Annotated in this window: 25 protein-coding genes and 1 pseudogene; 11 read left to right on the top strand and 15 right to left on the bottom strand. The window is 60.0% G+C overall.

Features of this window, described 5'->3' with window-relative positions; translation table 11 throughout:
- Positions 1 to 432 precede the first annotated feature (432 nt).
- A complete protein-coding gene (locus ACVMDN_RS12615) occupies positions 433 to 873 on the top strand; it encodes a hypothetical protein (RefSeq protein ID WP_253587184.1) in 441 nt (146 codons plus the stop codon).
- A 137-nt stretch (positions 874 to 1,010) separates the two neighbouring features.
- Here the strand turns inward: ACVMDN_RS12615 and ACVMDN_RS12610 are convergent, their stop codons facing one another.
- The gene (locus ACVMDN_RS12610) at positions 1,011 to 1,655 is read right to left on the bottom strand and encodes a response regulator transcription factor (RefSeq protein ID WP_253587185.1); all 645 of its coding nucleotides are present in this window, start codon (positions 1,653 to 1,655) and stop codon (positions 1,011 to 1,013) included.
- Positions 1,656 to 1,727: 72 nt separating this feature from the next.
- Here ACVMDN_RS12610 and ACVMDN_RS12605 point away from each other — a divergent pair, with 72 nt between their 5' ends.
- Together ACVMDN_RS12605 and ACVMDN_RS12600 are read left to right on the top strand one after the other, a co-directional pair.
- Complete coding sequence (locus ACVMDN_RS12605; RefSeq protein WP_309143531.1) at positions 1,728 to 3,074, top strand: ATP-binding protein; 1,347 nt, start codon at positions 1,728 to 1,730, stop codon at positions 3,072 to 3,074.
- 462 nt (positions 3,075 to 3,536) lie between these two features.
- Entirely contained in the window at positions 3,537 to 3,821 is a 285-nt protein-coding gene (locus tag ACVMDN_RS12600; RefSeq protein WP_141340134.1) for a hypothetical protein, read from the top strand.
- Between the two features lie 733 nt (positions 3,822 to 4,554).
- Here ACVMDN_RS12600 and ACVMDN_RS12595 read toward each other — a convergent pair.
- Positions 4,555 to 4,803 (bottom strand): hypothetical protein, encoded by a 249-nt coding sequence (locus tag ACVMDN_RS12595; protein ID WP_057017190.1) that lies wholly within the window; start codon positions 4,801 to 4,803, stop codon positions 4,555 to 4,557.
- Between the two features lie 152 nt (positions 4,804 to 4,955).
- Here ACVMDN_RS12595 and ACVMDN_RS12590 point away from each other — a divergent pair, with 152 nt between their 5' ends.
- Positions 4,956 to 5,291, top strand: coding sequence for a nuclear transport factor 2 family protein (locus tag ACVMDN_RS12590; RefSeq protein WP_057017189.1), 336 nt, complete (start codon positions 4,956 to 4,958; stop codon positions 5,289 to 5,291).
- Positions 5,292 to 6,424: 1,133 nt separating this feature from the next.
- Here ACVMDN_RS12590 and ACVMDN_RS12585 read toward each other — a convergent pair.
- Positions 6,425 to 6,615: pseudogene (locus ACVMDN_RS12585) on the bottom strand (DUF3606 domain-containing protein).
- A 116-nt stretch (positions 6,616 to 6,731) separates the two neighbouring features.
- Here ACVMDN_RS12585 and ACVMDN_RS12580 point away from each other — a divergent pair.
- Positions 6,732 to 7,076 (top strand): ATP-dependent DNA ligase, encoded by a 345-nt coding sequence (locus tag ACVMDN_RS12580; protein WP_375162616.1) that lies wholly within the window; start codon positions 6,732 to 6,734, stop codon positions 7,074 to 7,076.
- On the opposite strand, the gene ACVMDN_RS12575 is transcribed toward ACVMDN_RS12580, so the two are convergent.
- Positions 6,996 to 7,469 carry a hypothetical protein gene (locus ACVMDN_RS12575; RefSeq protein WP_375162617.1) on the bottom strand — a complete coding sequence of 158 codons (474 nt, stop codon included), beginning with the start codon at positions 7,467 to 7,469 and terminating at the stop codon, positions 6,996 to 6,998. The two genes, ACVMDN_RS12580 and ACVMDN_RS12575, sit on opposite strands and share 81 nt — an antisense overlap.
- A 28-nt stretch (positions 7,470 to 7,497) precedes the next feature.
- On the opposite strand from ACVMDN_RS12575, the gene ACVMDN_RS12570 reads away from it, so the two are divergent.
- Together ACVMDN_RS12570 and ACVMDN_RS12565 are read left to right on the top strand one after the other, a co-directional pair.
- Positions 7,498 to 7,659, top strand: coding sequence for an ATP dependent DNA ligase (locus tag ACVMDN_RS12570; RefSeq protein WP_375162618.1), 162 nt, complete (start codon positions 7,498 to 7,500; stop codon positions 7,657 to 7,659).
- A gap of 442 nt (positions 7,660 to 8,101) precedes the next feature.
- Complete coding sequence (locus tag ACVMDN_RS12565) at positions 8,102 to 8,317, top strand: hypothetical protein (protein WP_057017188.1); 216 nt, start codon at positions 8,102 to 8,104, stop codon at positions 8,315 to 8,317.
- A gap of 900 nt (positions 8,318 to 9,217) precedes the next feature.
- Here ACVMDN_RS12565 and ACVMDN_RS12560 read toward each other — a convergent pair.
- Together ACVMDN_RS12560 and ACVMDN_RS12555 are read right to left on the bottom strand one after the other, a co-directional pair.
- On the bottom strand, positions 9,218 to 9,496 hold the full coding sequence (locus tag ACVMDN_RS12560) for a PRC-barrel domain containing protein (RefSeq protein WP_141340136.1): 279 nt from the start codon (positions 9,494 to 9,496) through the stop codon (positions 9,218 to 9,220).
- Between the two features lie 1,271 nt (positions 9,497 to 10,767).
- Entirely contained in the window at positions 10,768 to 11,496 is a 729-nt protein-coding gene (locus ACVMDN_RS12555; protein ID WP_141340137.1) for a Crp/Fnr family transcriptional regulator, read from the bottom strand.
- A 201-nt stretch (positions 11,497 to 11,697) separates the two neighbouring features.
- On the opposite strand from ACVMDN_RS12555, the gene ACVMDN_RS12550 reads away from it, so the two are divergent.
- Entirely contained in the window at positions 11,698 to 11,952 is a 255-nt protein-coding gene (locus ACVMDN_RS12550; RefSeq protein ID WP_246786820.1) for a hypothetical protein, read from the top strand.
- Between the two features lie 3 nt (positions 11,953 to 11,955).
- On the opposite strand, the gene ACVMDN_RS12545 is transcribed toward ACVMDN_RS12550, so the two are convergent.
- Positions 11,956 to 12,120 (bottom strand): hypothetical protein, encoded by a 165-nt coding sequence (locus ACVMDN_RS12545; RefSeq protein WP_246786821.1) that lies wholly within the window; start codon positions 12,118 to 12,120, stop codon positions 11,956 to 11,958.
- A 466-nt stretch (positions 12,121 to 12,586) separates the two neighbouring features.
- Here ACVMDN_RS12545 and ACVMDN_RS12540 point away from each other — a divergent pair, with 466 nt between their 5' ends.
- Positions 12,587 to 12,730 carry a hypothetical protein gene (locus ACVMDN_RS12540; RefSeq protein ID WP_253641119.1) on the top strand — a complete coding sequence of 48 codons (144 nt, stop codon included), beginning with the start codon at positions 12,587 to 12,589 and terminating at the stop codon, positions 12,728 to 12,730.
- 409 nt (positions 12,731 to 13,139) lie between these two features.
- On the opposite strand, the gene ACVMDN_RS12535 is transcribed toward ACVMDN_RS12540, so the two are convergent.
- The 4 genes from ACVMDN_RS12535 to ACVMDN_RS12520 form a co-directional block, all read right to left on the bottom strand.
- The gene (locus ACVMDN_RS12535; protein WP_456835185.1) at positions 13,140 to 14,282 is read right to left on the bottom strand and encodes a nucleotidyltransferase family protein; all 1,143 of its coding nucleotides are present in this window, start codon (positions 14,280 to 14,282) and stop codon (positions 13,140 to 13,142) included.
- Between the two features lie 205 nt (positions 14,283 to 14,487).
- Positions 14,488 to 15,177 (bottom strand): DUF3363 domain-containing protein, encoded by a 690-nt coding sequence (locus ACVMDN_RS12530; protein ID WP_246786837.1) that lies wholly within the window; start codon positions 15,175 to 15,177, stop codon positions 14,488 to 14,490.
- Positions 15,178 to 15,198: 21 nt separating this feature from the next.
- Entirely contained in the window at positions 15,199 to 15,579 is a 381-nt protein-coding gene (locus ACVMDN_RS12525) for a hypothetical protein (protein WP_057017180.1), read from the bottom strand.
- A gap of 16 nt (positions 15,580 to 15,595) precedes the next feature.
- Entirely contained in the window at positions 15,596 to 16,354 is a 759-nt protein-coding gene (locus ACVMDN_RS12520) for a 4-hydroxyphenylacetate 3-hydroxylase family protein (protein WP_246786822.1), read from the bottom strand.
- A gap of 40 nt (positions 16,355 to 16,394) precedes the next feature.
- Between ACVMDN_RS12520 and ACVMDN_RS12515 the strand changes: the two genes are divergently transcribed.
- On the top strand, positions 16,395 to 17,000 hold the full coding sequence (locus ACVMDN_RS12515; protein WP_141340139.1) for a MarR family winged helix-turn-helix transcriptional regulator: 606 nt from the start codon (positions 16,395 to 16,397) through the stop codon (positions 16,998 to 17,000).
- Between the two features lie 637 nt (positions 17,001 to 17,637).
- Here ACVMDN_RS12515 and ACVMDN_RS12510 read toward each other — a convergent pair.
- A complete protein-coding gene (locus ACVMDN_RS12510) occupies positions 17,638 to 18,003 on the bottom strand; it encodes a helix-turn-helix transcriptional regulator (protein ID WP_141340140.1) in 366 nt (121 codons plus the stop codon).
- A 473-nt stretch (positions 18,004 to 18,476) separates the two neighbouring features.
- On the opposite strand from ACVMDN_RS12510, the gene ACVMDN_RS12505 reads away from it, so the two are divergent.
- Positions 18,477 to 19,511 (top strand): helix-turn-helix transcriptional regulator, encoded by a 1,035-nt coding sequence (locus ACVMDN_RS12505; RefSeq protein WP_246786823.1) that lies wholly within the window; start codon positions 18,477 to 18,479, stop codon positions 19,509 to 19,511.
- Positions 19,512 to 19,735: 224 nt separating this feature from the next.
- Here the strand turns inward: ACVMDN_RS12505 and ACVMDN_RS12500 are convergent, their stop codons facing one another.
- From ACVMDN_RS12500 to ACVMDN_RS12490, 3 genes are all read right to left on the bottom strand, one after another.
- Positions 19,736 to 20,167 (bottom strand): hypothetical protein, encoded by a 432-nt coding sequence (locus tag ACVMDN_RS12500; RefSeq protein ID WP_141340141.1) that lies wholly within the window; start codon positions 20,165 to 20,167, stop codon positions 19,736 to 19,738.
- A 61-nt stretch (positions 20,168 to 20,228) separates the two neighbouring features.
- Positions 20,229 to 21,353: an HlyD family secretion protein gene (locus ACVMDN_RS12495; protein ID WP_229189067.1), complete on the bottom strand. Its 1,125-nt coding sequence runs from the start codon at positions 21,351 to 21,353 to the stop codon at positions 20,229 to 20,231.
- A gap of 111 nt (positions 21,354 to 21,464) precedes the next feature.
- On the bottom strand, positions 21,465 to 22,886 hold the full coding sequence (locus ACVMDN_RS12490) for a DUF1254 domain-containing protein (protein WP_310885958.1): 1,422 nt from the start codon (positions 22,884 to 22,886) through the stop codon (positions 21,465 to 21,467).
- Between the last annotated feature and the right edge of the window lie 310 nt (positions 22,887 to 23,196).

Genomic DNA, 23,196 nt, shown 5'->3' with positions numbered 1-23,196 from the left:
TGTTGGCGCAGCGGCAAAGGTTCCGACCTGAGGAGGTATGAGATGAGACCGCTCGGCGAGACGGCCGCGGGCGCCATCCTGGCGCTGGCCTCCTGACCGCGTCCGCGATCAGCGCATCGGCGGCGATCGCGTGCGCTGGGCGGGTGTGCTGGCACACCCATGAGACCTATGCTTATCCGCGTGAATTCCGCGTCGTGGTTCCGAGGACAATTGGCGCTGGGGGCCGCGAGGGATTCACCTTCCGCGAGCACGAAGGGCGCGGCTATTGGCGCGGCCGCAACTGGGTGACCTGGTGAGCGTACCGACGACGTGATGAGGCCGCCCGCGGGCGGCTGTTTCAGCGCATGCGATCGGCGAGGAACGTTTGCCATTTTCTCCCGTTGATCGGCGCCGGTGCCGATATGCGGTCCGGGATTGCGGTGAAGGTTGTTGATGCCTCTGGTCCGGTACTTTCTGTTCACAGGCGCGACGCTGCTCGGCCTGCTGCTTCTCACCGACTGGTATTTTTCAGCCCCGGCGCCAGTCACCGTCGCTCGCAACGACATCGATCGCACGATCATCCGCATTCGCTCGCAGCACAAATGGCCGGAGGCGATACGCATGGACACCAGCACCCCGCTCCCTGCCGCCGCGCCTGCCCCCACAGCTTCGGCGGCTGTCGCGGCGCCGGTCCCCGCTGCGCCGCCCGCGACGGTTGCGCAGGTTGATGCGTCGCGGGCAGCTCCGCCGGCGCGCCCCGAGCGCAGCGCGCGACACGCAAAGCCCACCCGGCAGGCGCAGCGCGAGAGACGCCAGCGACTTGCACAGCGCGGTCAGCGCTTCGCGAGCTATCGCGAGCCGGAATGGCAGGGCTGGTCGTTCCCGAACTGGTGAGCCGTGAAGCTCTTGCTTGAAGATTGCCGCTACCGGTGCGTTCGTCGCTTCGATTTGGCCTGATGAATGCCGCCTGGTGTACGGCAATGAAGAATTGTCCGCGTCACTGCACGCGACCAGTTCAATTTATGCAAGGATCAGCCAAGTTCCATTTCGACGGCGATCCGTACCAGGTCTGAGTGGTTCTTCGCGCCGAGCTTCTGCTTGAGCAGCGACGTGGCATTGGCGACAGTCTTGTAGGAGATGCCTAGCGCTGATGCGACTTCGACGATCTTGTCGCCGCGGCCGAGCAACCGCAAGATCTCCAGCTCCCGCGCCGACATCTGCGAGGCGGGGCTGGCCTTGATCGCGGCGCCGGCGAACGCGATCGCCTCCGCGAGATGCGGCGAAATGAACCGCTCGCCTGCCGCGACCTTGCGCACCGCCTTGACGAACAGGCGCGGATCGTCGCTCTTGGAGACATAGCCTTGCGCCCCCATCTCCACCGCTCGCACCACGAAAGCGGGATCGTCGTTCATGCTGAACATGATGATCCGGGCGACCGGGTCGTCTTTCCGGATCCTGCGCAGCAGCTCGAATCCGGAGACATCGGGAAGCTTGATGTCGATCACGGTCACGTCCGGCCGCTTCTGGGTAAAGGCGCGCAAGCCGGCCTTGGCATCGGCGGCCTCCTCGATTTTCACCGCCTTGTCGGAAGCAAACAGGGACCGGCAGCCCGACACCACCACCGGGTGGTCGTCGACGATCAATACTCTCATGGACGATTTGGAGGTATCGTGCATCATTCTCTCCCCTGCCTTTGATAGAACTTCGCGCGGAAATTGAAAGAGAAGAATCGCTGAACGGAGCCCGACGTGACAAGACTCTGGAACAGATTCTGGAACCACCTCTCACTTCGTGCCCGGCTGTTGCTGCCGATGGCCGCGATGGTGGTCGGCGCCTTGCTGCTCGGCGGCCTCGCCCTGCAGATCGTCTCCCCCGAGCAGTTCGAGAATGAGAACGCCCAGGCCGCGCGCTCCGCCGAGCTGGTGGCCAATGCGCTGAATGCCGCGCTCGCAGTCGCCGGCAATCCGCCGCAAACCCTCGACGCATTCGCGGACAAGCTCGGGAGGTCCGAGACCATCGCATTCGTGCCGCCTGGAACGCGGCCGCAGCGCAGCGCGGCGGACCGCCACCGCGGCAACATTCCCGCGTGGTTCACTGCCCTGCTCGAGGTTCCGGAGCTCGGCTCCACGCATCCGATCAGGATCGGAGCGTCGCATGTCGGGGACATCGTCTTCAGTCCCGATCTGTCGCCGGACATCGAGGAGAAATGGGCGGGCTTCGTTGCGATCGTCTCGTCGAGCTCGGCGCTGATGCTGCTCGCCGCGCTGAGCGCCTATTTCACGACCGGCGCGGCGCTTCGGCCGCTGGCTCAACTCGGCGCCGGATTGACCCGGATGCGAAACGGCGATTACGTCGCCGCCATTCCGCTGGCCGGCCCTCCGGAGATCCGCGAGAGCTGTGCGGAAGCCAATCAGCTTGCAGTGACGCTGAGGCGGCTTAGCCAAGACAATCGGAACCTGCTGCGCAAGATCGTCGCCGTGCAGGACGAGGAGCGCCGCGAGCTCGCCCGGGAGCTACATGACGAGATGGGCCCGCTTCTGTTCGCGATCCGCGCCAACGCTACCGCGCTGTCGGATCCCGAGACGGAGGGCCCGCCCGAGCCGGGTTCGCCGGCGCATGGCATCCTCAGCGCAGCCGAAGCCTTGCAACAGGCGAATAGGCGCGTCCTCGAGGGACTGAGCCCGCTTTATGTTGCGGATCTTGGATTAGCCGCAAGCGTACAGACGTTGCTGCGAAACGCCCGATCCCAGGCGCCCGGCCTCCGCGTGACATCCCGGCTCGACGATCGTCTGGATGAGCTCGATGCCCTGCTCTCGCAAACCGCGTACCGCGTTATCCAGGAGGGAGTGACCAATGCGCTCCGGCACGCTCACGCGACCACGATGGGCGTCGCCGCGATCGTCGACGGCGATCAAATTCAGCTCGAGATTTCGGACGACGGCATTGGCCTGCCGCCGGACCTGACCTTTGGGAGAGGCCTGACCGGCATGCACGAACGGGTGCGCGCGCTCGACGGAACGCTGCAGCTGGTCCGCGAGCAAGGCCAGACCATCGTGCGTTGCCGAATTCCACTCCAGAACCATGTTGCGCGATAAGGACGCGTCATCACCGCGAGGAAGGGGCGCACCGCATATGCGAAATCTTACCAAGGGTATCGAATACAAAGATGATCCGAACCCCTTGCCTTCATAGCTCAGATAATCCAGCACCCCGTCGTCCTGCGGCGTGATCTCTTCGAGCCCGAAGGCATCCGCGGCCACCGGGACGATAAGCAAACCAAACGAACACGGCGACAAATTGAGGCCGGCTTCAGTTGGCGACCTCTTCGCAAAAACGGCCCCAGCGCAGTCCGAGCGCGTCGAGGCCGAGTTGGACCTTCGCATCCAGCGCGGCGCTAGCTGATCAGCAAGTTGGCGACCAATCCGACAAGGAAAGACCTGTTTGCCAAGCTGGCGGCACACCACCGGAGCTAGCTGATGAGGTCGAGCGGACCATGAAGGCCTCGGCCTAGGAAGTCCGCTAACCAGCGACGCGGGAGATTAAGGCCACCTCCGCAAGTGGCCTTGCATGGCTCCATTCCTACACCGGGACAATTTCCCGTAGCATTCCGGTACAAGGACCGCACATCGATTTGCTATCCTCTGCGTATGCCAAGCACCTTCACCCACAGGGGCGTCACCTTCGACGTAAAACGCCTATATGATGATCAGTTCGAGATCATCATTGAGATCGGCGGAGAAACGACCCGCCATACCGTGCGCACACGATTGGCAGAACTGGCAAAGCGCCGGGCCGAGATGCTGATCGATCGTAAGCTGAAAACAAAAATTAGGCCTGTGTAGGCCGCCCCAGTTGGCGGCCTCTAACAGAAAACGGCCCCAGCACCTTTGGGGGCCTTGAGACTGGTGCCGGGGCCAGTCGTCCTTTGATGAATCGGGACGTGACCCGAGGCTTTAAAACTAACACTGGTGTCAGAAATTGCTACTCCTTCCCGATGCGATTGGGTGTCTTAGTTTGTCGTTTGTCGCGGCAGTGCCCTATCTAGACGGCGTGATAAGAAAGGGCCCCAGCAGTGAAGCTGGGGCCAGTGTGCAGCTGGGCGTCTCAGTGCCTGTAGCGGTGCGGCACCGAACAGGGCGACAAATGCCAATGCTTGCGCTTCGTTCCTACTCATAAAAGAAACCCCAGCATCCGGATCATGCTGGGGCCAAGCTGGGTCGCCGAGCCGCTGTCCGCCAGGAAGCAACGGTCGTCGTTCTAGGGCTGAAAAAATACGAAATGAAAATTACCTGCCCTGTTGGTCGGATCATCCCAACGACGCTCCGGTCCGGAAATAAACCATGTGAATCCTGGCGAGACAATTTCCGCTTTTTCCCGAGACTTGACGCCACCTTCGATGGGGGTTTGAATTCACTTCTCGGCTCTCTCCAAGCCGAGAACCCTACCGCACAAGGCGAGGCCCCGGACGCGCCACGCCGGGGCCTCTGCTGCGGATTGGCAACAAGGGGCGAGCCCGCTCCCTTGTTGCGTGGAGTTGCGTCATGCGTCGGTCCCAGCTAGGCACCCTCGATCGTTTCATCGACGGATCAGACCATCTACCTGGTCGCCGACGATTTCGGGGCGATCGGCCGCGCGCGGCGCGAGGCCGACATCGTGGCGACCGACCTCGATTCGGCTGATCGGCTTCAACACCGCCGAGCGCTGGTCGGAAGACGTATCCGAAGACGTCGCCCGCGAAATCCAGCGCCGTTGCGATCTGCACAGACCAACGTGCCGACGGCCCTGCGGGGCTTTGTCGTTCGACATCTCGACGATCGGCTGCAACTGCCCCTGCGGCTTGTTTGACGCCTCAGAAATCGCGCAGAGCTGGCTGTTAGAGAACCGAAATAAAAAGTCAGGCTAAGCAGACATCTATTCGTAGGCGGCGCCTCTAGAAACGCTCTAATCTCACCTCTTTAGGCATGTAGGTGAGGAATATGTCCTTTGACCCGATGGCCGCGGCGGTTGATTGGCTTGATGCTTACCGCGCTGGCGACATTGAAGATATCGTTGGCATGTTTGCCGATGATGCGGTGATCCATTGCGATTGTGGAGGCCAGAAGACGCTGACTGGCCGGGAAGCGCTCCGGGCTTATTGGGTCGACAGGCTCAAGCGTTATCCCGCCTTCGGGTTGAACGACATGCAGCCAAACCGCGATTACGTCGCGGTCTCTTACATCACGACCAGTGGCTTAGTTAGCGCGCTTCTGATCTTCAATGCAGCTGGACAGATCAAATCGGTTAGCTGTGGTCCCGGCGCCGCCCGAGATTAGGCTCGAGCATCACAACGGCTTTCCGCTCACTTTTTGCGTGGCCTTAAGATCGCTTTTGATCTCGGCACCGAGGCCATTTGTCAGCGCGGATCGAATCTGTCGGGCGTGCGTGATGGCGCCTCAGCGGCAACCACGCGTTTGGACTGCAATGCATGGCACTATAGTTGTCGTGACAACTCCGTTCCCGCGCCTGGGGCCTATGCCCTTATTCCTGTCGTGCGTTCCGCGGCCGAGCAGGCTTGTCAGAGTTTCAGACAGTTAACGGGTGTTATGGAATCCCAGCTTCCGCGGGGTCATTGTCAGTTCATCACCGCACGGCTCTCGGCAACTATCGGTGACGAGAACGCCGCCACCGCGCTCCCGCCCCACACAAACAGGAGCAGCTTTATGACTAGCAAGCGGCGTCGTTTCAAACAACCCCGATAACTGGGAGAACGTCTGACTGACGAGGCCATGCGCCTGCGCTCGAAGGCCAAGGCGGTGCCTCCATTAGCCAATCCTGCTGAGGGGGGCCGGCAAGACGAAGCGGTGGCTCATCTGACCGAGTGGCTGATGTCCCCAAGCTCTGCAGGCGCCAATATAGGCCGCCCATGATCAACCAGCCTCACTTCGACCCCTATTCAAAGGCAGCGCGCATCTGTCTTGGCGTTGCGATATTTAGCGCGACAATGCTTGCTGCGCTGCTGACGAGCATTTTCGCCTAATCAGGCCGCCTCAGTTGGCCGGATAACGGCCCCAGCGCTTCCTCGGCCCGGAGGCTAGTGCCGAGGCAGTTGCCGCGCAACCGTTCCCGCCCCGCGCTGATTCGTAGCACCGCCATCCACTATCTATCTCTCAACGAGTCCCACGGGGCCAAGCCGATGGAAATCGAGGTATACACGGGCCGCTACGAACGCGAACATGGCCACGCTGGAGCGAGCCCATGCGACCGCCTAACAGGAAAAGGCATTCCGGATCATGGTGGAACCCTAGGGGCTGCACAGCCATTTCGAGGCGAATTCCACTTTGCGCCGATCGAGAATGTGCCCCGGGTCTTCGGGGGCGAGAGGGGGGCACCTTCATTGCCACTTCCGGTCTGCCGAGGAGCGGCGATTGCTAACGACGCTTCGAAGGTGTCGTTCCCAACGACTTCTTCATGGCGAACCGAGCCGGCGCTCAACTCGCTTGCGGCTGTTGCCGACCTTCTTGACGGCTTCTTCACAGACCCTGCCGACTTCCGGGTTTTCTTCGCCTCGTAGCGCACCTCGTAATCCTGCCCGCCGACGACGCGCGCTCGGTCCTGCTTGCGACCCCGCGCGGTCTGCTTCTTCGCTTTCCTTGCCATTCTGGCCCCCCTGTTGGAAGACGCCAACGCAGGCTAAGATCAGCGGTTCCAATAGCGGACCCCGCGCGCGGAACGATTGCCAAGTCCTCAAATTTGAATCAGGTCGCTGTTATTGGATGGCGTTGTGGCGTTTCAACGGAGGAAGCCCGAAGCGATCGGGACCAAAGGCGCTCTTTCCCGGCTTCATCGCGCCGGCCCTGGCATCGCCGATCGATAAAGTCCCGCGCGGCGCACGCTGGATTCACGAGATCAAGTTCGACGGCTACCGGGTCCAGACTCACATCGCCTATGACGAGGCGAAGATCTACACCCGGCGCGGCAACGACTGGACCAGGCGCTTCAAGAAGGTGGCCCAAGACGCCTGGCCGATTTCAGCAACATCAGCCATCATCGACGGCGAGATTTCCCTCGGCAGGCGGCACGACCGACTTCTCTGTGCTGCAGAACGAGCTGCGCGGTAAGTCGACCAGGATCGTGATGGTGGCCTTCGATCCGCTCCATTTCAACGGCCGCGATCTTCGGAAGGTGCCGCTGGTCGAGCGCAAGGCCGTGCTGAAGAAGCTGATTGCCGGCACCGCCATCAGTTCAGCCAGAGCTTCGAGGTCGACGGCCCGAAGATGTTCACCCATGCCTGCAAGCTCGGCTACGAGGGCGTGGTGTCGAAGGTGGCCGACAATGTCTATCCGACCCGGCGCCCGCAGCCGCGACTGGGTGAAGAAGACCTGCGCCCAGCACGAGACGCTGACATCGCGGGCTTTGCGCTCGACGGCGATGAATGGGACGGCATCTATGTCGGCCGACGCAAGGGCGACGAGCTGATCTACGCTCGCAAAGGTCGACCACGGCTTCGACAAGGCCTCGCCCGCCGATCTCCGCAAACGCTTGGCACCGCTGATCCGCAAGAAGCAGCCCTATACCAAGCGCATTGCACACAAGGCGATCTGGGTTGAACCGAAAGTACTGGCCGAGATCGAGTACCGCTCCAAATCCGCCGAGGGCAAGGTACGGCATCCGTTCTTTCGCGGCGTGCGGGAGGACCTATGACCCTACCGCGCTGCAACTGCTGCGATGACACGCGCTGGGATCATTTTGAACGAGCGCAGGCATATTCGAAAGCGAGCGCTGCCCTTGGATCAGCGAAATCCGAACTGAGCCTTGTCGAACAACGGAAGCGGCCTGTCGCCGAGCCCCCCTTGTCGACAATTAAGCGAGGCCTCTGTCTCCGGAATTGCCATCTGTTCCAAAAAAATGGCTTCAGCCGAAGGCGCTGAAGCCAAGTCTCCGCTTTTTTGGTCGTCGCCGGCGACCGTAGCGTTCGACGCCGGCAGAGTAAAACCGCCGTTTCATCCTGCCGTTCCTATTGCAACTTATTCCCACCATGGCCTGCCGAAAACTCCTGCAGCGCAAGGTCGAATTCAAGGAACGGCTAGCTCTTGGAAATGGTTAAGCTCACACGGCTGTAACTGCACGGGTGCGATGGACTAAGATGCACAAAGACTCGATCATGGACGAGTTGCGGCAGATTGAACTTGATGTTGTGGAGGGAGAAAAACGACTCGCGGAGCAGGAGGCGTTGCTGATCGAGTTAAAGAGGTCAAACGAAAGCACCATCAAGGCTCAAGCTCAGTTCGAGATGATGCGAAAAGATCAACTTGACCGCGAGCAACGTCGACAACGTCTGCTTTCTGTTTTGCATCCGTGATCTAGGCAATTTGCTGCATCTCGCGGAACGGTTACAACCTAAAGAAAATCAGCAGCTCCGCCAACGATCCAGAGCGGCGAAAATCCGAGTAACATGAAAATCCGAGTAACATTGACGTCCAGAACCGCAGTTCGCGTTTGAGCCGGCCGCGAAGGACGACACAGGCATTTCGGAGCCGTTCAACCTGGGTTCGGCTAATGAAGCATGGCGCTGAGCCGCAATACTGAGAAATCCGACGATCAGTGTTCAGTCTCGGCGCTCTTCTGTCATAGCTTGCCTTCACGAAAGCGAACTGCCCAATGCCCCGGGAGAGCACTGAGACCGATGCCCGTCCCACCTCCCGAGAGCAACCTCCCTTGCAACTCCACAAATTGCCACTTGTTCCTGAAAGTAAAACGGTCTCAGCGCGGTAGGAATCGCTGAGGCCGGGCTTTGCTTACATACTGCGGCGTCAGACGTTGTGGGGCGGGATCAGCGCCTGGCTTCAGAGTAACCCAACTTCGTCAGGCCCGCTCCTATGAAAAGGACGGCCAGAAGGCTTTGGGCGCAATCGGCCTGTGCTGGGAGCGCGTCCTGTTAGGCAGCAGCACAAAAAAGATGGCCCCAGCATCCGGATCATGCTGGGGCCAGGCCAGATCGAGGACCGCTGTCCGCCGAGAAGCAGCGAGCCTGTTTCCAAGGCTGAAACAATACGAAATGAAAGTTATCTACCCTATTGTTCGGATGCCGCTACTTTTCTGGCTCCACTAGCTAAACGCATATGCGGTCAGGCTAGCGACGAGAACCAAGACACTCAGCGCAGTAACAGACGCAAATGTCCGCTCCACTCCATTCATGCGTTCCATGGTTTTAAGCTCGCTCGTAGGAAGCCTATCGTCGCAGTGTGCAGCAGCGGAGTCATTAACCTTCGTGAATCGCACGCGGTAATTTGGCTTTGGCGATTGGCTTTCTTGAGAGATGATCCCCTTCCAATTGCTTGACCATCGCTATTGGCCATCGACCTTCATGTCCCGCAATTGCAATGCGGAGCCCATGGACGTCATCTACAAATACGTGCTCAATTGTGCCGGCTTTCCCATCGGACAAGACGACCCCCTTGCCCACCAACTCTTTTTCGGAAGCATGAAGTTCGGAGAGGATGTTTAAAGCGCGTTTGCTGCAGTCAAAAAACTCGTTCATGGGTACGCAACTATCCTAAATGTAATCTGAAGTTACGCTGGGGTCGAGCGGTAGCCCACGCCATATGAGCGCCACGCTCGAAGACGAGTTTTCTATCATGCGGGCACCGCGTCATTAGCACATGTGAAACGCGCTTATGGGGGCCTGCTGCTTTCTGGCGGGGCGTCTTCGTTCCCCAATTTTCATCACGAATGGAAATGAGGAACCTAGAACGCCCATAGCCGATGCATTGATCTTGCAAAGTGGCGGGTCCGCCTGGCGCCTATAGGGAATAGCTCGCGCTCGAAGACCAATTGATGGGGGCGATGCAAGGACATCGCCATGAGCACCGATCATCTCACAGCAATTGCGATTGTACCGCTGGTGCGGATTGGCCGCCTCCATTCCGTCAGCTACGACCGCCACCGGCGGCGCGAATAGCGGCATACGTGAATGCTTTCGTGCCTCAGTCCGGCGGCTAAACACCCTCCGAGGTACCCACCGCCCTGCCGCGCCGCAGCATATCCGCAGCGTTCATCGAGCTCGTATCACTTTCGCCCGGCCGTCCTAGTTGACGGCCGGGCTTTTGCGTTAAACCGAGCTGCTAGGTCGCGGGTTCCGATTTCCAGATAAATTGCGACAAAGGCTCAGGCTCGCCGCCGCGACCTGCCTGTTAATTTTGCATTCGGTGCAAAAGAGAACCGCCAATCCGGGTACGGTCGGGCTTGGCGGCTCCGTCCTCTTAGTGGACCGCGAGATCACACCGCGAGGCCGAGCTGGCTTAGATCGGTGGCGACGATAGTCGAGACCGGACGGCTACGGGTTTCCGCGACAATTTCTCAGCGCTGGGGCATGACAGGGCGCGCCTTGTCGTAGTAGTAGACACTAGCGGAGCGCATTTGGCTCCCCGGATCAGGTAACCCAATCGTTCTATCGGTTGCTATTTTCCCCGGTACTATGCGGCGGCTGCGGCCCGCTCGGACCAGCCGTGTGGCTTGCACAAAACCTAGAGCACACTCGGCCAAATAAGAAAGTGAGATAGACGCCTCTAGTTCGACGACGAGTTGCCGGCTACGCTCCTCATTTCGAATGACCGTCCGTTTGATGATCCCGATGGCGAGGAACTGCTGAACGACGAGATGGCCTGGCAGAAGGCCGTGACGACGGTTCGCGATATCGGGTCCAATCTGGACCTCGACAAATCCAATCGTTGGTCGATCGCGGTCAAGGGAGGAACAAAACGCAATCTTTCAGATCGACGTCACCGCCAAGCGCATCGTCTCCCCTTCGAGCTAGCCAGTTGGCTGCAAGTGAAGATAGGCCGGATCGAATCCGGCCAGTTCCTCCAATTTATCGTGGTCCAGAATGCGGTAGTGTGGCCGGTCGACTTGCATGATACCTTCTTGCCGCAGTTCCTGCAGCGTGCGGTTGACGTGGACCGTCGAAAGTCCGAGACAATCTCCAAGATCGGATTGCGTAATAGGGAAGTCGAAATCACCGTCGCTCGTTCGACCGACAGCCCTCAATCGACGATGAATTTCGGCGAAAAGGTGGGCCATACGCTCGTCCGCGGACCTGCGGCCGACATTGACGATCCATTCCCTAAAAATCGCCGCGTCAATGAGCGTTTCGCGCCAAAGCGCACCTGTCACATTCGGGCGCTGCTTACACAAGGCCTTGATCGCTTCATGAGGGATGAAGCCAAGCGTGCAGGATGTCAGCGTCGTGAAATCGTGGTCCATGACGTTGAGGTAGAGGCTCTGCAGATCCGGTATTTCGCCGGGAATGTGCAACGAGAGGACTTGCCGCTTGCCGTCCTGCGTGATTTTTGCACGGTACGCAAATCCTTCGGCGAGAAGGCAACATTCCTTTGGCCGGCTGCCATCGGCGACAATAATGTGCTGGGCCGGGACTTGGCGTTCCTGGATCGGCAGCTGCTCAAGTGCCTGAATGTCATCGCTGTCGAGCCGGTTGGAGGCAGTTAACTTTGTGATCAGGCTAGTCGCGGTGCTTGAAGCCATCGGCGTTCTCCCCGCATTGGAGGAAATGAGCGTAGCGCCGGCGGTGAAATGCCTGCTTCGCCAGCGAATGATCGGGAGCACGACACTCTCAGCCACCGGCGCCCAATTGATAGTTGCCGATGATGCTTAGATAACAATTGGGGGGACCGCGATGTTCCTCGATAACCTGGCTGAAGCCCGGCAGTCTCAAGGTACGGCCCGATGGAGAAGCCATACTCCAGATTGATCGACCAGCGGCTCGAGCAACTCCAAGCGCACCGCACCAACATCCGCCATTATCGGTGGCTTCTGAAAACGCAGCTTTCCGACTTGGAGCGTCAGTTCATCGAAAGGCGCATCGGCGAGGAACTGGAGGCCACGCAAGGCGTGGCCTCTGACGCTCCGCCTCTCGGCATATGCCGGCTGTCATCCAGCCGCCGGGAGATCGGGAGAAAAACATCCATGATCGAACTTTAAAAGCTACTCATTCGCGTTAGCGAGAAGATCGTCGGTGACTACCAGTATCTCATCGATACCGCGACCTCGGAACGGGAGCGCGAGCGCTTTCGCCAGCGCATCGATGAAGAGCAGCAGCTGCTGGATACCCTTCGGCAGCCAGCGCAGATCTCTCGTGCGACGTGACATGGGGATGCACTACCGTAGGATCAAACCAGCTGATGAGTGAGTTGGAGAGCTTGCCCTTGGGCGAGGCTATCCGACTTCGCTGGGTCTTGCGGGACATCAGAGCTAGGCGCTTCATCGTCAGTCCGCTGGATCGGCTGACGTTCAGAATCTCACCAGATGGGCTACGTCGAAACCATGACATGCTTCCCGTTCTGACGGCGGCGGGCATGGGTGAGATTTGAAATCCGAAAGATGACCTCAGCGATCAGGGCACCGCCGCGATAAAAAGCTAAACAGGCGAGGATAGCCGGCGATCGCGAACCAGGGTTCACCCAGCCGTTGCTGAAAGCCGAGGGCTGCCGCGGTCCATTGCGTCGCTCCTCAGGTCGACGCGACGACGATGCCGAACACGATCGTGATCTGACCGATGTAGATCTTTGCTGGAAACATTCGCCGCCCCATCCGCCCACGCGACGTGAGCGGCACGATGAGAACGGCGAAATTCGGCGAGCCTTCAATCGAAATAAAAAGTCGCGCCATCAGCGAGCGCGATTTCGATCAAGCCCGATCAAGTGCCGAAGTTGAAGATCAAGATCAGCACAGCATCATCGAATGCTTCAACAGCGCGTGAACACCTGGCGCAGATTGCATCTCGTTGCCATGTCGCGCTCAGCCACCGGGCAATCAGTTGCTCAACAGCGAAGAGACATTGCCTCTGTCGGCAGGCGGTGCGGGGTCACGCCTCGATTCTGCATGACCAAGCTGCTTCTCATTGTGCGCGGGCTTCGGAGTGCCGGATGGATCAGCGATGAGCATGTCGTTCGAGAAATGCCCCGCAAGGCGTGCACTGCCGACCAGGCTCAGGCTTGTTGGTTCCGGCGCGCAGGGAGCAGCTTGTTTGATGACGTCGACATGATCGGCATGTCGATCTTCGTCGGCAGAGCATGCCTGGCCGAGCTTCTTGCGCCCGGCTTGTGTGCCGCTGCTGCTGGTCGAGGCTGCGTTGCGGCCGCGTCGGTGTTGAGCCTGCGGTCCGCGGATCACTGTGGACGAGAGGTTGGCGTGTCGGTTGACTTGTCTGCGAGATCGTAGGCGGCGCGATCGGAGCCGAGCTCGGATACACCCTTCCCTAGTTCGGTCCGGAGCAACGTCTGGAAGCTGTCATCATAGGTCGCGATGCTGGTGCGGATCGCCGCTCTCCACTGATCGCCGCGATCCCATGCCTCCGTATAGGCGGCCGCAAGGTCCGACTGCTGCCTGTTGGCGATCATCGCTTCGATGATCGATCGAGCCTGCAGCCGATCCTTTGCGCTTTTTGCGGTCGCATCGCGGTCCTCCTTGCGGCGGGAGCCGACGATCAGCTTGTGGATGGCGTAGCGTTCGGGCGATGGAATGAGGACCGGCACGCCCGGACCGTGCAACAGCACCGCGCGGATCGGCTGGAAGATCAGGTAGTCGAGGAAACGGAGCGGCAGTGCCGCTGCCCCGCCGAGGGCCGGCATCGGGACCGGCTTGCCTGCCTGGTCGTCCGACCACTGGTTCGGCGTCAGGAATTCAACCTTGAAGTTGCCCCTCGACGTGAATTGGGTGGAGACCCTGCCGTCGGCCTGGCTCGGGACCTCGCGGAAGGTCGGATCGACCTGGCGCAGCACCTCCAGGATGGGAGGCATGGAATCCTTGACCGCCACCGAGATTTCGTGGAATTGCGCAAAGTCGGCGTCGCCGGTCTGCATGGCGGCCGCATCAAGGCGCCGGCCAAGCACGGCGGCGTGGCACTGATAAGCGACAGTGCCGACGAGCACGCCCCTCATGCGGAAGAAGCCCGCCTTCGCCAATTCTTCCACCACCTGGCCAGCCATCGGCAGAGGACGCGGCAGATAGGCCTCGCGCGTCAATGTGGAAACGAGACGGCGACGTCCCTTCAGATCGGCCTTCAGATCCTTGAATGCTTCGACCCGCTTGGTGATCTCTGGATCGTCGACGGGACCGACATAGCGGCGGTGTTGGCCCGCGCCTTCGGGCTTCGGCGTGTCGAAGTACCAGTATTTTTTGCCCTTCACCTCGACCGCTACGAAGCGGCCGCTCGTGGAAAATTCGGAGGTGACGCTCTCGTCCAGGCTTCGCTGGACAAGCTCCGAATAGAGCGTCTGGTAGCTGATATCGAGGGCTTGGTTCGACGGCATCTTGGAACCTCGCTATACTATTTTCGCGAGAATAGTATAACCACCGGTATTCTGGAACATTTCAGCTATACTATTCTCGCAAAAATAGTATAATAGTCATTGATTCAATTCCTTGGACACACAAAAGATGAATTCCACGAACGCTCCAGGATGGAACACGAACGCTCCTGGACGGAAACTGACTGACTTTCCGAGCATCCGGCCACTAGCGTCCAATTCCGCGCTTGATGCCGATCGACCAGGAAATGCCCTCCCCGCCGACCTGACCGGTGACCAATTGCCCGCGCGCCCGCTCCAGCACCGGCCGCCAGGGCACCAGCGCGAACTCATGCGATCGCTCGATCAAGGCGAACCGCCCACTGTGCAGCGTGAGCACGCGCCGGTAGACGCCCTCAACCTTGTCGCCGGCCTTGACGTCGACATGCTCAAGCCCGGTGCGCGCGGAAATATCCGCCACAGTCCTTGCCAGCTCACGGGCCTCGAGCGTCTCGAGCATGTTCCGCGCGTACCGCGCTTGCCCCCCTTGCTCTCGCGCCAGCCCCTGCTCGATCAGCCATTGCCGCCTGGTTCGCAATGCGGTCTCGACTTCCGCCCCGAAGCCAGCCGACACGAACCCATCGGGCTCCTTGCCAATCAGCTTGCGATCAAGCCACGTTGCTCCCAGCGCCTGCGGCAGATCTTCGAGTCTCTGCCATGACAACACCGCGACGCGTACCGGATTGCGCGAGCGCTGCAGCTTCTCGTATCGGAGCGCCCGGTCGAGATAGTCGTCGCCGACATTCCAGCTCCCGTCGGCAAGACGGCTTACCATTGCCTCACGCCGCATCGCCTCCAGACGCCGTACGTGCGATCCGACATATTCGCTCGATGCCTGCGGGTCGAACTCCCGGTGCAGGCGGTCGCTAGCGAACCGGAATCAAACCGGATCGAAGTAGTGCATCTCTAGGAGCAGACAGCCGCCGACGGATTTGAACGGACCGTGCGGCGCGTGCGGAGGCCGGCAGGCGTAAGTGTTCGGCGGGAAGCTCACGCCGCCCTCGCCCTTGTCATCGTTGCCGACGATCAGGTCGCCCGATACGAGATAGACCTCTTCCCAATACTCGTGCGAGAACGGCGCCGTCGTATAGACGTCGGGCGCAAAACGGAGCAGCCGGGTTCTCGTACCGTGCCGATTCTCCTCATCTCGGCCGCCGGCGATGATCTTCTGCTGGATGCCGGCCGGATAGCCCGCGGGCGTTTCCCACCCGGTGGTCTTAACGAGCGTGTAGAATTCGTCGTGCTTCTTGTTGACGGGCATGTGTTTGCTCCCTGATTCAGGCGGCTTTGCTGGAGGTCGAGACGCCGTTGAGGTCGTAGGAATCGAGCATCGTCTGCACCAACCGATCGGCGCCGGTCCAGTCGTAGGTGCAATAGGAATGGCCCTTGGTAACGAAAGTCGCGCCGGCGTAGAACATCTCGTATTGCTGATGGTGCGACCCGAACTCGGAGCCGACGGCGTCCCAAGCGAGCTTGTAGAATTTCACGCGGTCGTGCGAATTGGCCTTCGGCGACTGCTGCGTCTGGTCGATCAGGGCAGCAATCTCCGGGTTGCCGAAGTCCGCCACCGACGAAGGCAGCATGATCATGCCGCCGCCGGCGAGCTCGCGCAGCGTATTGATGATGTGGGCGTAGAGCTGCTGCGTCAGGACCTGTGCGGAATAGAGCGTGTGCCGATCCGGGATGAAGTAGGGACCGACCTGCGTGCCCTTTGCCTCCATCGCAGCCACCAGCGCATCGACCATGCCGGTCTCGGCTGCGAGCTGACCGAGCATTTCGCGAACCTGCGGGAATTGCGTGACGCCGTTCATTTCGGCGATCCGATGCGCAAGGCCAGTCAGGAACGTGAGCTTCACGCTGAGAGGGACCATCGCCTGGTAGTTTTGGTAGACGTGACAAGGCATGGCGTGGAACTGCTTCTGGCACATCTCGACGTTGCCCTCGATGAAGACGCGATCCCAAGGCACCTTCACGTCGTCGAAGCAGAGAACTGAGTCATCCTCGTCGAAGCGGCTCGACAGGGGATTGTCGAACACCGCGCTCGCAATGCCATGATTTGGCGAGGAGATTGACCGCGTGAACGATGCACTCCTGACGGCGTCGAAACCCGAACTGCTCGACAAGGAAGGAGACCGCACGCTTCGCGGCCTGCTCTACGATTATTTCGCGTTCGGACGCAGTCTTGAGGCCTGCCGCGAAATATTCGCGGGCTTCGTCGACCTGTCGCCCACCCAATATCTGATATTGATTGCGATCAAGAATTCGACTGCGGAAGAACCGATGGGCGTGAATCAGGTCGCCGAGCGGCTATATCTGAGCGGCGCCTTCGTCACTAACGAGATCAACAAGCTGGTTTCCGACGGCCTGCTCGAGAAAAGCCCCCACCCCGAAGACGGACGACGGGTGCAACTTGCGCTCGCCCAACGCGGAATGAGCCTACTAATCCGCCTTGCCGCTTTGCAGCGCCCGGTCAACGACGCCTTGTTTAGCATGCTGACGCGTGAGGAGTTCAAAGTGCTGTCCCAGTTGCTGTCACGGCTCGCTTCGAACGCCGACAACGCGTTGAAACTCGCCGAACACGCCAGAGCGACGCTCAAACTTCAGGAGGATCAGAACGCCTCCCGAGCCAAGGCACCTAAGCTTCGTCAGAAGCGGCCAGCAGCACGTCATGGCCCGCTGTAATTCCCGTTCTGCGCCGTGACGGAGCAAATCGTGGCCAATGGTAGCGGGAGTCCGCTACATGAGCAGGCTAGCTGACCTAGTCAGGTCAAGGCCAATTCTTAGGTCCGACCAGATCGCGCCAGACCTCTCGCTGTCGCGACGATACCATATTCAGAAGGTCGGGGTCGATGACGCCTGGACGATCAACCTATCCCATGCGCCAGGCACACCACCGCGATCGCATCGACAATGCGCTGGTCGAGACTGGCGTAAGCGCCCAGATCGGTCTGTGCAGGCACCGACCGGACGATCTCAGGGCTCGCCGACGCCGCGACGAAGGTCGTCTGGCGGATAGCCCTAGCGCCTTCTGTTTGTCGCGAACGGATGGAGCTGATTCGGCGGCTGGCCGCTCGTGCTCGGCGACGTGATTGCATGACGCGATGCCTACCGTGCTCGCCAGCCTGCGTCGCTCTGCTTTTGCTTCGGCCGGGCCATATAGCTTCCCGTAGCGTCCCTGCGCCTGTTGAACGTCAAAAAAAGCAAAATGGCTCCTTGCGGAGCCCCGAAATCTCGCCGAACGTTTCGCTCCAATTCAAATCGTGCGTCTTGCCATTTCACGCCAATCTTGTGGAATAATTCAGCTATCGATCGCGCAAGGTCATATGCGATGGGACGCCTGCCGACGTTTACCAGCAAGTTGCTGCCGCCTGTAGACAACGGGCTGGACTTTCATCAAACGCGCGAAAGTGCGGCTGAAACTACTTGCACTGGAATAGCCGAGGAACTTTGCGACGTCGGACAGGGGCTTACTCGAGTCTACGAGCAGCCGGCAAGCCAAATTCAAGCGAACCTCCGCAAGCATTGCGCGGTAGCTTGTGCCCATACGGCCGAGATGACGCTGCAACGTCCGCGAGCTGATCTTGCATGCGCGAGCTGTGCCATTTATGGTTGCGTCACCATGTCGCAGCGACGCGACAATGGCCGCGCGGATCGCTTCGGACGAAGGCAAACGGACGGCTCTCATCTGTTGGTGTGAGGCACGAAGTCTATGCTCCGTCTAGAGAATACCAGATGCTTCGACGCCATGGGCATTCCGGGCCTCCTTCCGGCCGACTGTCCGGAAAAACTGGGGCGCCTTTCGATCACCCAGTGGCTCTCGTTCAACCATTGTCGAGCGCACGTAATGCTGCGAGGGTACGGAGAGAGAATTCATCGAAACGCAGCACGAAGGGCTCAGCTTTCCTCCATTCCGGTCGTAGTTTTGATCTCAAGTAAGCCTATGCAGCGAATTGTTGGCCGTCTGGCCATAAGCCGCCAAAAAAGCCGGCAAGACCCGCATCGAAGGAGTGGCTCGCAGCCGATCGCTGGGGTGCAGAGAAAGGTGCATGCCGGGAGGGGGCAGCGAACTCTTCCATTTTTGCCGGCCGCGCCAACGCCCGGTCCCAGCGAAACTCCCGCCGACAGGCAGCATCCATTTTACAATCGAGGGGCGGCCCGGTGGCAAATATTCATTTGACGCGCTGCCAGTTCCTCATTCCTTTCGCTGATATCCTTAGCGAAATCGGCGCGTCGACGGGTTCGTTTCTGGCAAAATTTCATCTTCCGACATCATTGGAAGAAAAGGCCAATCACTACGTTCCGATTCTGCGAGCAATCGACTTCGCGGAAATCGCCCGGAGATCACAAGGTATTCCGGATTTTGGATTCCTCGCCTCCCAACGTCTGCACTATTGTCACCTGAGCGAGAAAACCCGGACTCTGATCGGCCATGCCCCAACGCTGTTGGTCGCGCTGCAACAGGCTTGCAAATGGGCATCGATCGAGGACTCGAACTTGAAGAATTGGATCGAGCGCCACGACGGTCACGTGAAGTTTTGCAGCAGTCTCACTGGAACAAAAGGACTCCTGCATCTCGAGCATTCACAATGGCTTCAGAATATTTTCCCCATATACATTGTCCGGCAATTCGCCGGACCGGATTGGGCTCCTGCTACAATCGCGTTTGAAGCCCGGTATACGCCGAGCCCCGCGTGTCAATCATTCTGGCCAAACACGCGTTTCCTGTCGGGACAAGACGCATCGTGGATCGACGTGCCGATCTCGCTCCTCAGCCTTCCCAATCGCGCAAAGGAGCAAGTGCTCTCCTTGCAAGACGATCAGGCTGGCCCGTCAGGTCATGACATCATTGCAACGCTCAAGTTGATGTTGCCGTCCTACCTCGACCAGGGACTTCCGGCTCTCGCTCAGGTTGCGGAGATGGCTGGCGCGAGCGCGAGGAGCTTGCAACGTAAGCTTGCGTACGCCGGCATGACATACTCGGATCTGCTCGACACCATCCGGTTCGAGAATGCCAGCAAGCTCTTGCGCGACACGGATTCCAAGATCATCGAAATCGCATTCTCCTCCGGCTATACGGATCCAGCGCACTTTACGCGCGCCTTCCGCCGCATTACCGGCGTTACGCCGCGGCAGTTTCGTGCGCAATCGCGGCCGGGACAAGCGCCTGCCTTGGGCGCCATGCTGCCCGAATGATTGAAGGCATCCCTTGATTCGACACGACATCAACGTCGATCGATCGGACCCGGCTTCGCTGGATGGGAGCGCCACGACTTCGGATGGGATAGATCCCTCCTCCTTTGCGCCGAGGAGCTGAAGCGCCGGTCTCCATCAACAGAACGCCGCCGACGGTCAGGTCGGTGCGGTGCGTGTGCCGCGAACGCGCGGGGCCCTCATGCTCGAACGCACATCAGGCAAACCTAAAAGTCCGGACCAAATACGTCATCGTTGAACTGCGCCGAAGCGTCATCGTTTTCCATGCTGTTGATCAGGTTCTCTTCGGGATTCGTAAAGCCGCCTGCCGAGAGCGTAGTTGCCGGCAATGCACCATAACTGGCGCGATATTTGTCCATAGCGGCCACGCTGCCGACATACGCACAGGTACATCCGGAGGGATCCGCGTAAACGTAGTAGGAACGTCCGCTCCTCTGCCGCAGCTGAAATTGATTGGACGGGAACAACATCAGCCGATTCAACAGCTCCGGCGTGGTCGCAGCGACAGGGCTGAATCCCGATGAGATCAACAATTGACCAGTTGATTGCTGGGCGTAACCGCGAGCACCCGAGCACAACTGGACAAGAAGAGTGACCGAAACGAGGGCTGCAATACTGCCTGCAGATCGAAAACCCATTTTTTCTCCGGAGATATCTGGATGAGCTACCAATTGGAGCCGAGAGTGAAATGGAAGGCGGCTATAAATATGCCGTATACGAACCGATCCAGACCAGGATCGACATCAACAGGCCGATGACGCCGGCGTTGTCCGCGAACACGGTGGCGGTGCCCGGCATTCCGAGCCGGAGTTGGCTACGGTCGATGGTCTTCGGGATCGAAATAGCAGCCGGATAAGCCTTCGCGCCTCCGATCGAGCCGACCCGCGCCAGCGTACCTGAGACCGCGATCTGGCCCTGCCCCACGCCTTGGGGGATAGCCATGACCGTCGCTTCGTGGATGCGGCCAGGGTCGTCGTCGAAGACGAGCTTGACCCGCGCGCCGGGCTTGATGGTCCGGAATCCGTTCGGCGGGAACATGCCGGTGATGACGATATCGTTTGCGACGATGAACGACATCACCGAGCGCGCCGGCATGGCGCGGTCGCCGACCGACAGCGCCATGATCGTAACGACACCGTCGCCGATGGCGCGGATCGTCGTCTGCTCGAGCTCCCACTTCGCATGGTCGAGCTGGGCCTGGATCTGTGCGACGGTTGTGTTGACGCCGCCGATTTCCGACTCCATCGCCAATTGTGCGCTCAGCTGTGCGGCCTTGGCCGCCTGAAGCTGAAACTCGACCGTGTCGTATTGCACCTGGACGTCCTGCAGACGAAACGCGGTCTGCGCCTCCTCGCTGACGAGCTTGCGGTAATCGGAAAGCCGCTGGGTGTGAAAGGCGAGCTGCTTGGTCAGTCCATCGACATTCGCCGTCGCCTGCTCGTAACTGGCCTTCAGTTGCTTGACCTGCTGGCGTGCCTGGGCGAGCGATGCCTCGAGCTGGTTGACCTTGTACTGGAACGGTGCCGGATCAATGCGAAACAGCACCGCGCCGGCCTTCACCGGTTCGTTTGGCTTGACCGGGATTTCGATCACCTCGCCGGAGACATTGGGCGCGACCTCCATGACGCGGGAAATCACGACTAAGCTTCCCGACGGGGTCAGGTAGTTGAACATCGCGAGGAATACCGCGAGGATGAACGCGCCAAGCAGCACGGTGACGGTGCCGGACGCCCAGCCCCATCGGACCAGCTTGAGCCTCGAGAAGACGAGCCAGACCAGGACCAAATAGAGCGTCAGGATGATGAGCACGATGATCTCCTGCATCTGTCGTGCACCGGGATTGAACACTCACAAGGGCGGTGCCATGCCCGTGCCGGCCGGATGCGTGCAATTGCGACTCTGTCGCCGCGCATCCGGCCGATAAAAATTCGATCTCTAGGACGCGCGCTTGAAGCCGGGAGGCTTCCACGTCCCTTCACCAGCTGGCAGAATCGATGGCGGCGTGGTTTTCGGCCAGTACAGTCGCATCACCACATAGATCGGGCCATCCGGCGCCGGCAGCCAGTTTGCCTCCTTGTCGGCTCCCGGAGACTTGTTCTGGACGTAGATCGTCAGCGAGCCGTCGGAACCGCACTTCATGTGCGGCAGCATCGGCGAGTTGATCAGGTAGCGGTTGATCGGGTTCTTCACCAAAAGCTGCGTCTTGCCGTCATACATCGTCACCGACCAGAAGGCGTTGACCGGCGGCAGCTGCTCCGCCGGGAAGGTAAGCGTGTAGCTCGACTTCGAGCAGTCGAGTTCTTTGCCATCGACATCCACTTTGCCCAAAGGATACATGGCCTCCACCGCGTCGCTGCCATAGATGCCGGCCTTCGCGGCTGCCGCGCGCATAAGCCAGTCGCCATGGAAGAATGCGGCATCGCCGAACGGCGCGCCGACGCGCCAGCCGTTGATGTCCTTGCCGAGGGTCGCAACGGCCTCGCTGACCTTGCGCTCGCCCTCCTTCATGCCAAGCAGGATCTCCGCCTTGTCTTCCAGCGACAGGCTGCGGAAATCGAAGCTCTTCCCTGGCCCCACGCCGATCCGCGCCAGCTGCTCGCGGATCCAGCGATCTTCCGGCAGCGCCGGCGCGAATTGAAGCGCGAAATCAAGGTATTCGAAGAACTCGGTGCGGACGAGGTCCTTCTCGAATTTGGGGAAAGAAGGCGCCGGCTGATTCAGGAAGCTGGAAAGCGGCTGCGCCTTGTAGCCGGCCTGAATCTTCTTGACGGCCTCGATATCGGCCGGGTCGAACAGCTGCGTGCGTAAGAGCCCCAGGCAAAAATCGGTGGTCGACCGGAATACCTTCTTGATGCCGGCCGGTGTCACGCCGGTCCATCGCGGGCCGACGATCATATAGCTTCCGGCATCGCTGCCGGTGGCGCGCGTCCCGACATAGCCGAAATTATACGTGTTGAGGTCGTTCAACTGCAGCGAATAGTAGCGCTTGGGGTCGATCGCCGGCACCGAAAAGACAAGCGGTTCGGCCCGCAGGTCCAGCCAAGCGAACGAATACGGCGTGTCGCTGTTGGGGGTGATCACGGCGGTATCTTCGTATGTGAAGACGCGCGCCTCGTTGAACAGTGTATTGAACGGCGCCTTGTACTGGCCCGACGACTTGTCGACAGCGTACTCGTTCATGACGCCGTAGGCCATCACCATCGGCAGACCATAGATGAAGCCGGCCTCTGCGATGTCCTTGGCCTTGAAGAATCCCGGACGTTCCGACCACTGTGCCCAAGCCTGGCTTGATTGGGCGCCAGCAGCGGCGACGCCTGCCAGCGCGGCAGATCTCAGCAAATCGCGCTTCGTCAGCATGTTCGGGCTCGATCGCTTTTGCATCAACCTACTCCGTTTCCGTGGTGGACGGGCCTGACACGCCAAGCGTCTTTTCGTCCGCTCGCCAACCTAACGAAAAAGCGGCCACCCACTATGCAAATTCGGCAATCTCCAGCCCCGCGCGAAGCAATGGTCTGAAATCGCGCTCAGTTATTGCCAGCGCGGGGTCTTCGACTTCGGCATGCGCCCGCTCGGATCCCCGGCTCGCCAAGCGATTGGTCGGATGGGCCCCCGATCAAGGTCAGAAACTGCATAGCCGATGCTGGGAAGTACGGGCTAGCCTGCCTTG

This window comes from Bradyrhizobium sp. USDA 4510 (assembly GCF_054059095.1).
This window is presented reverse-complemented; position numbering and strand designations above follow the sequence as displayed.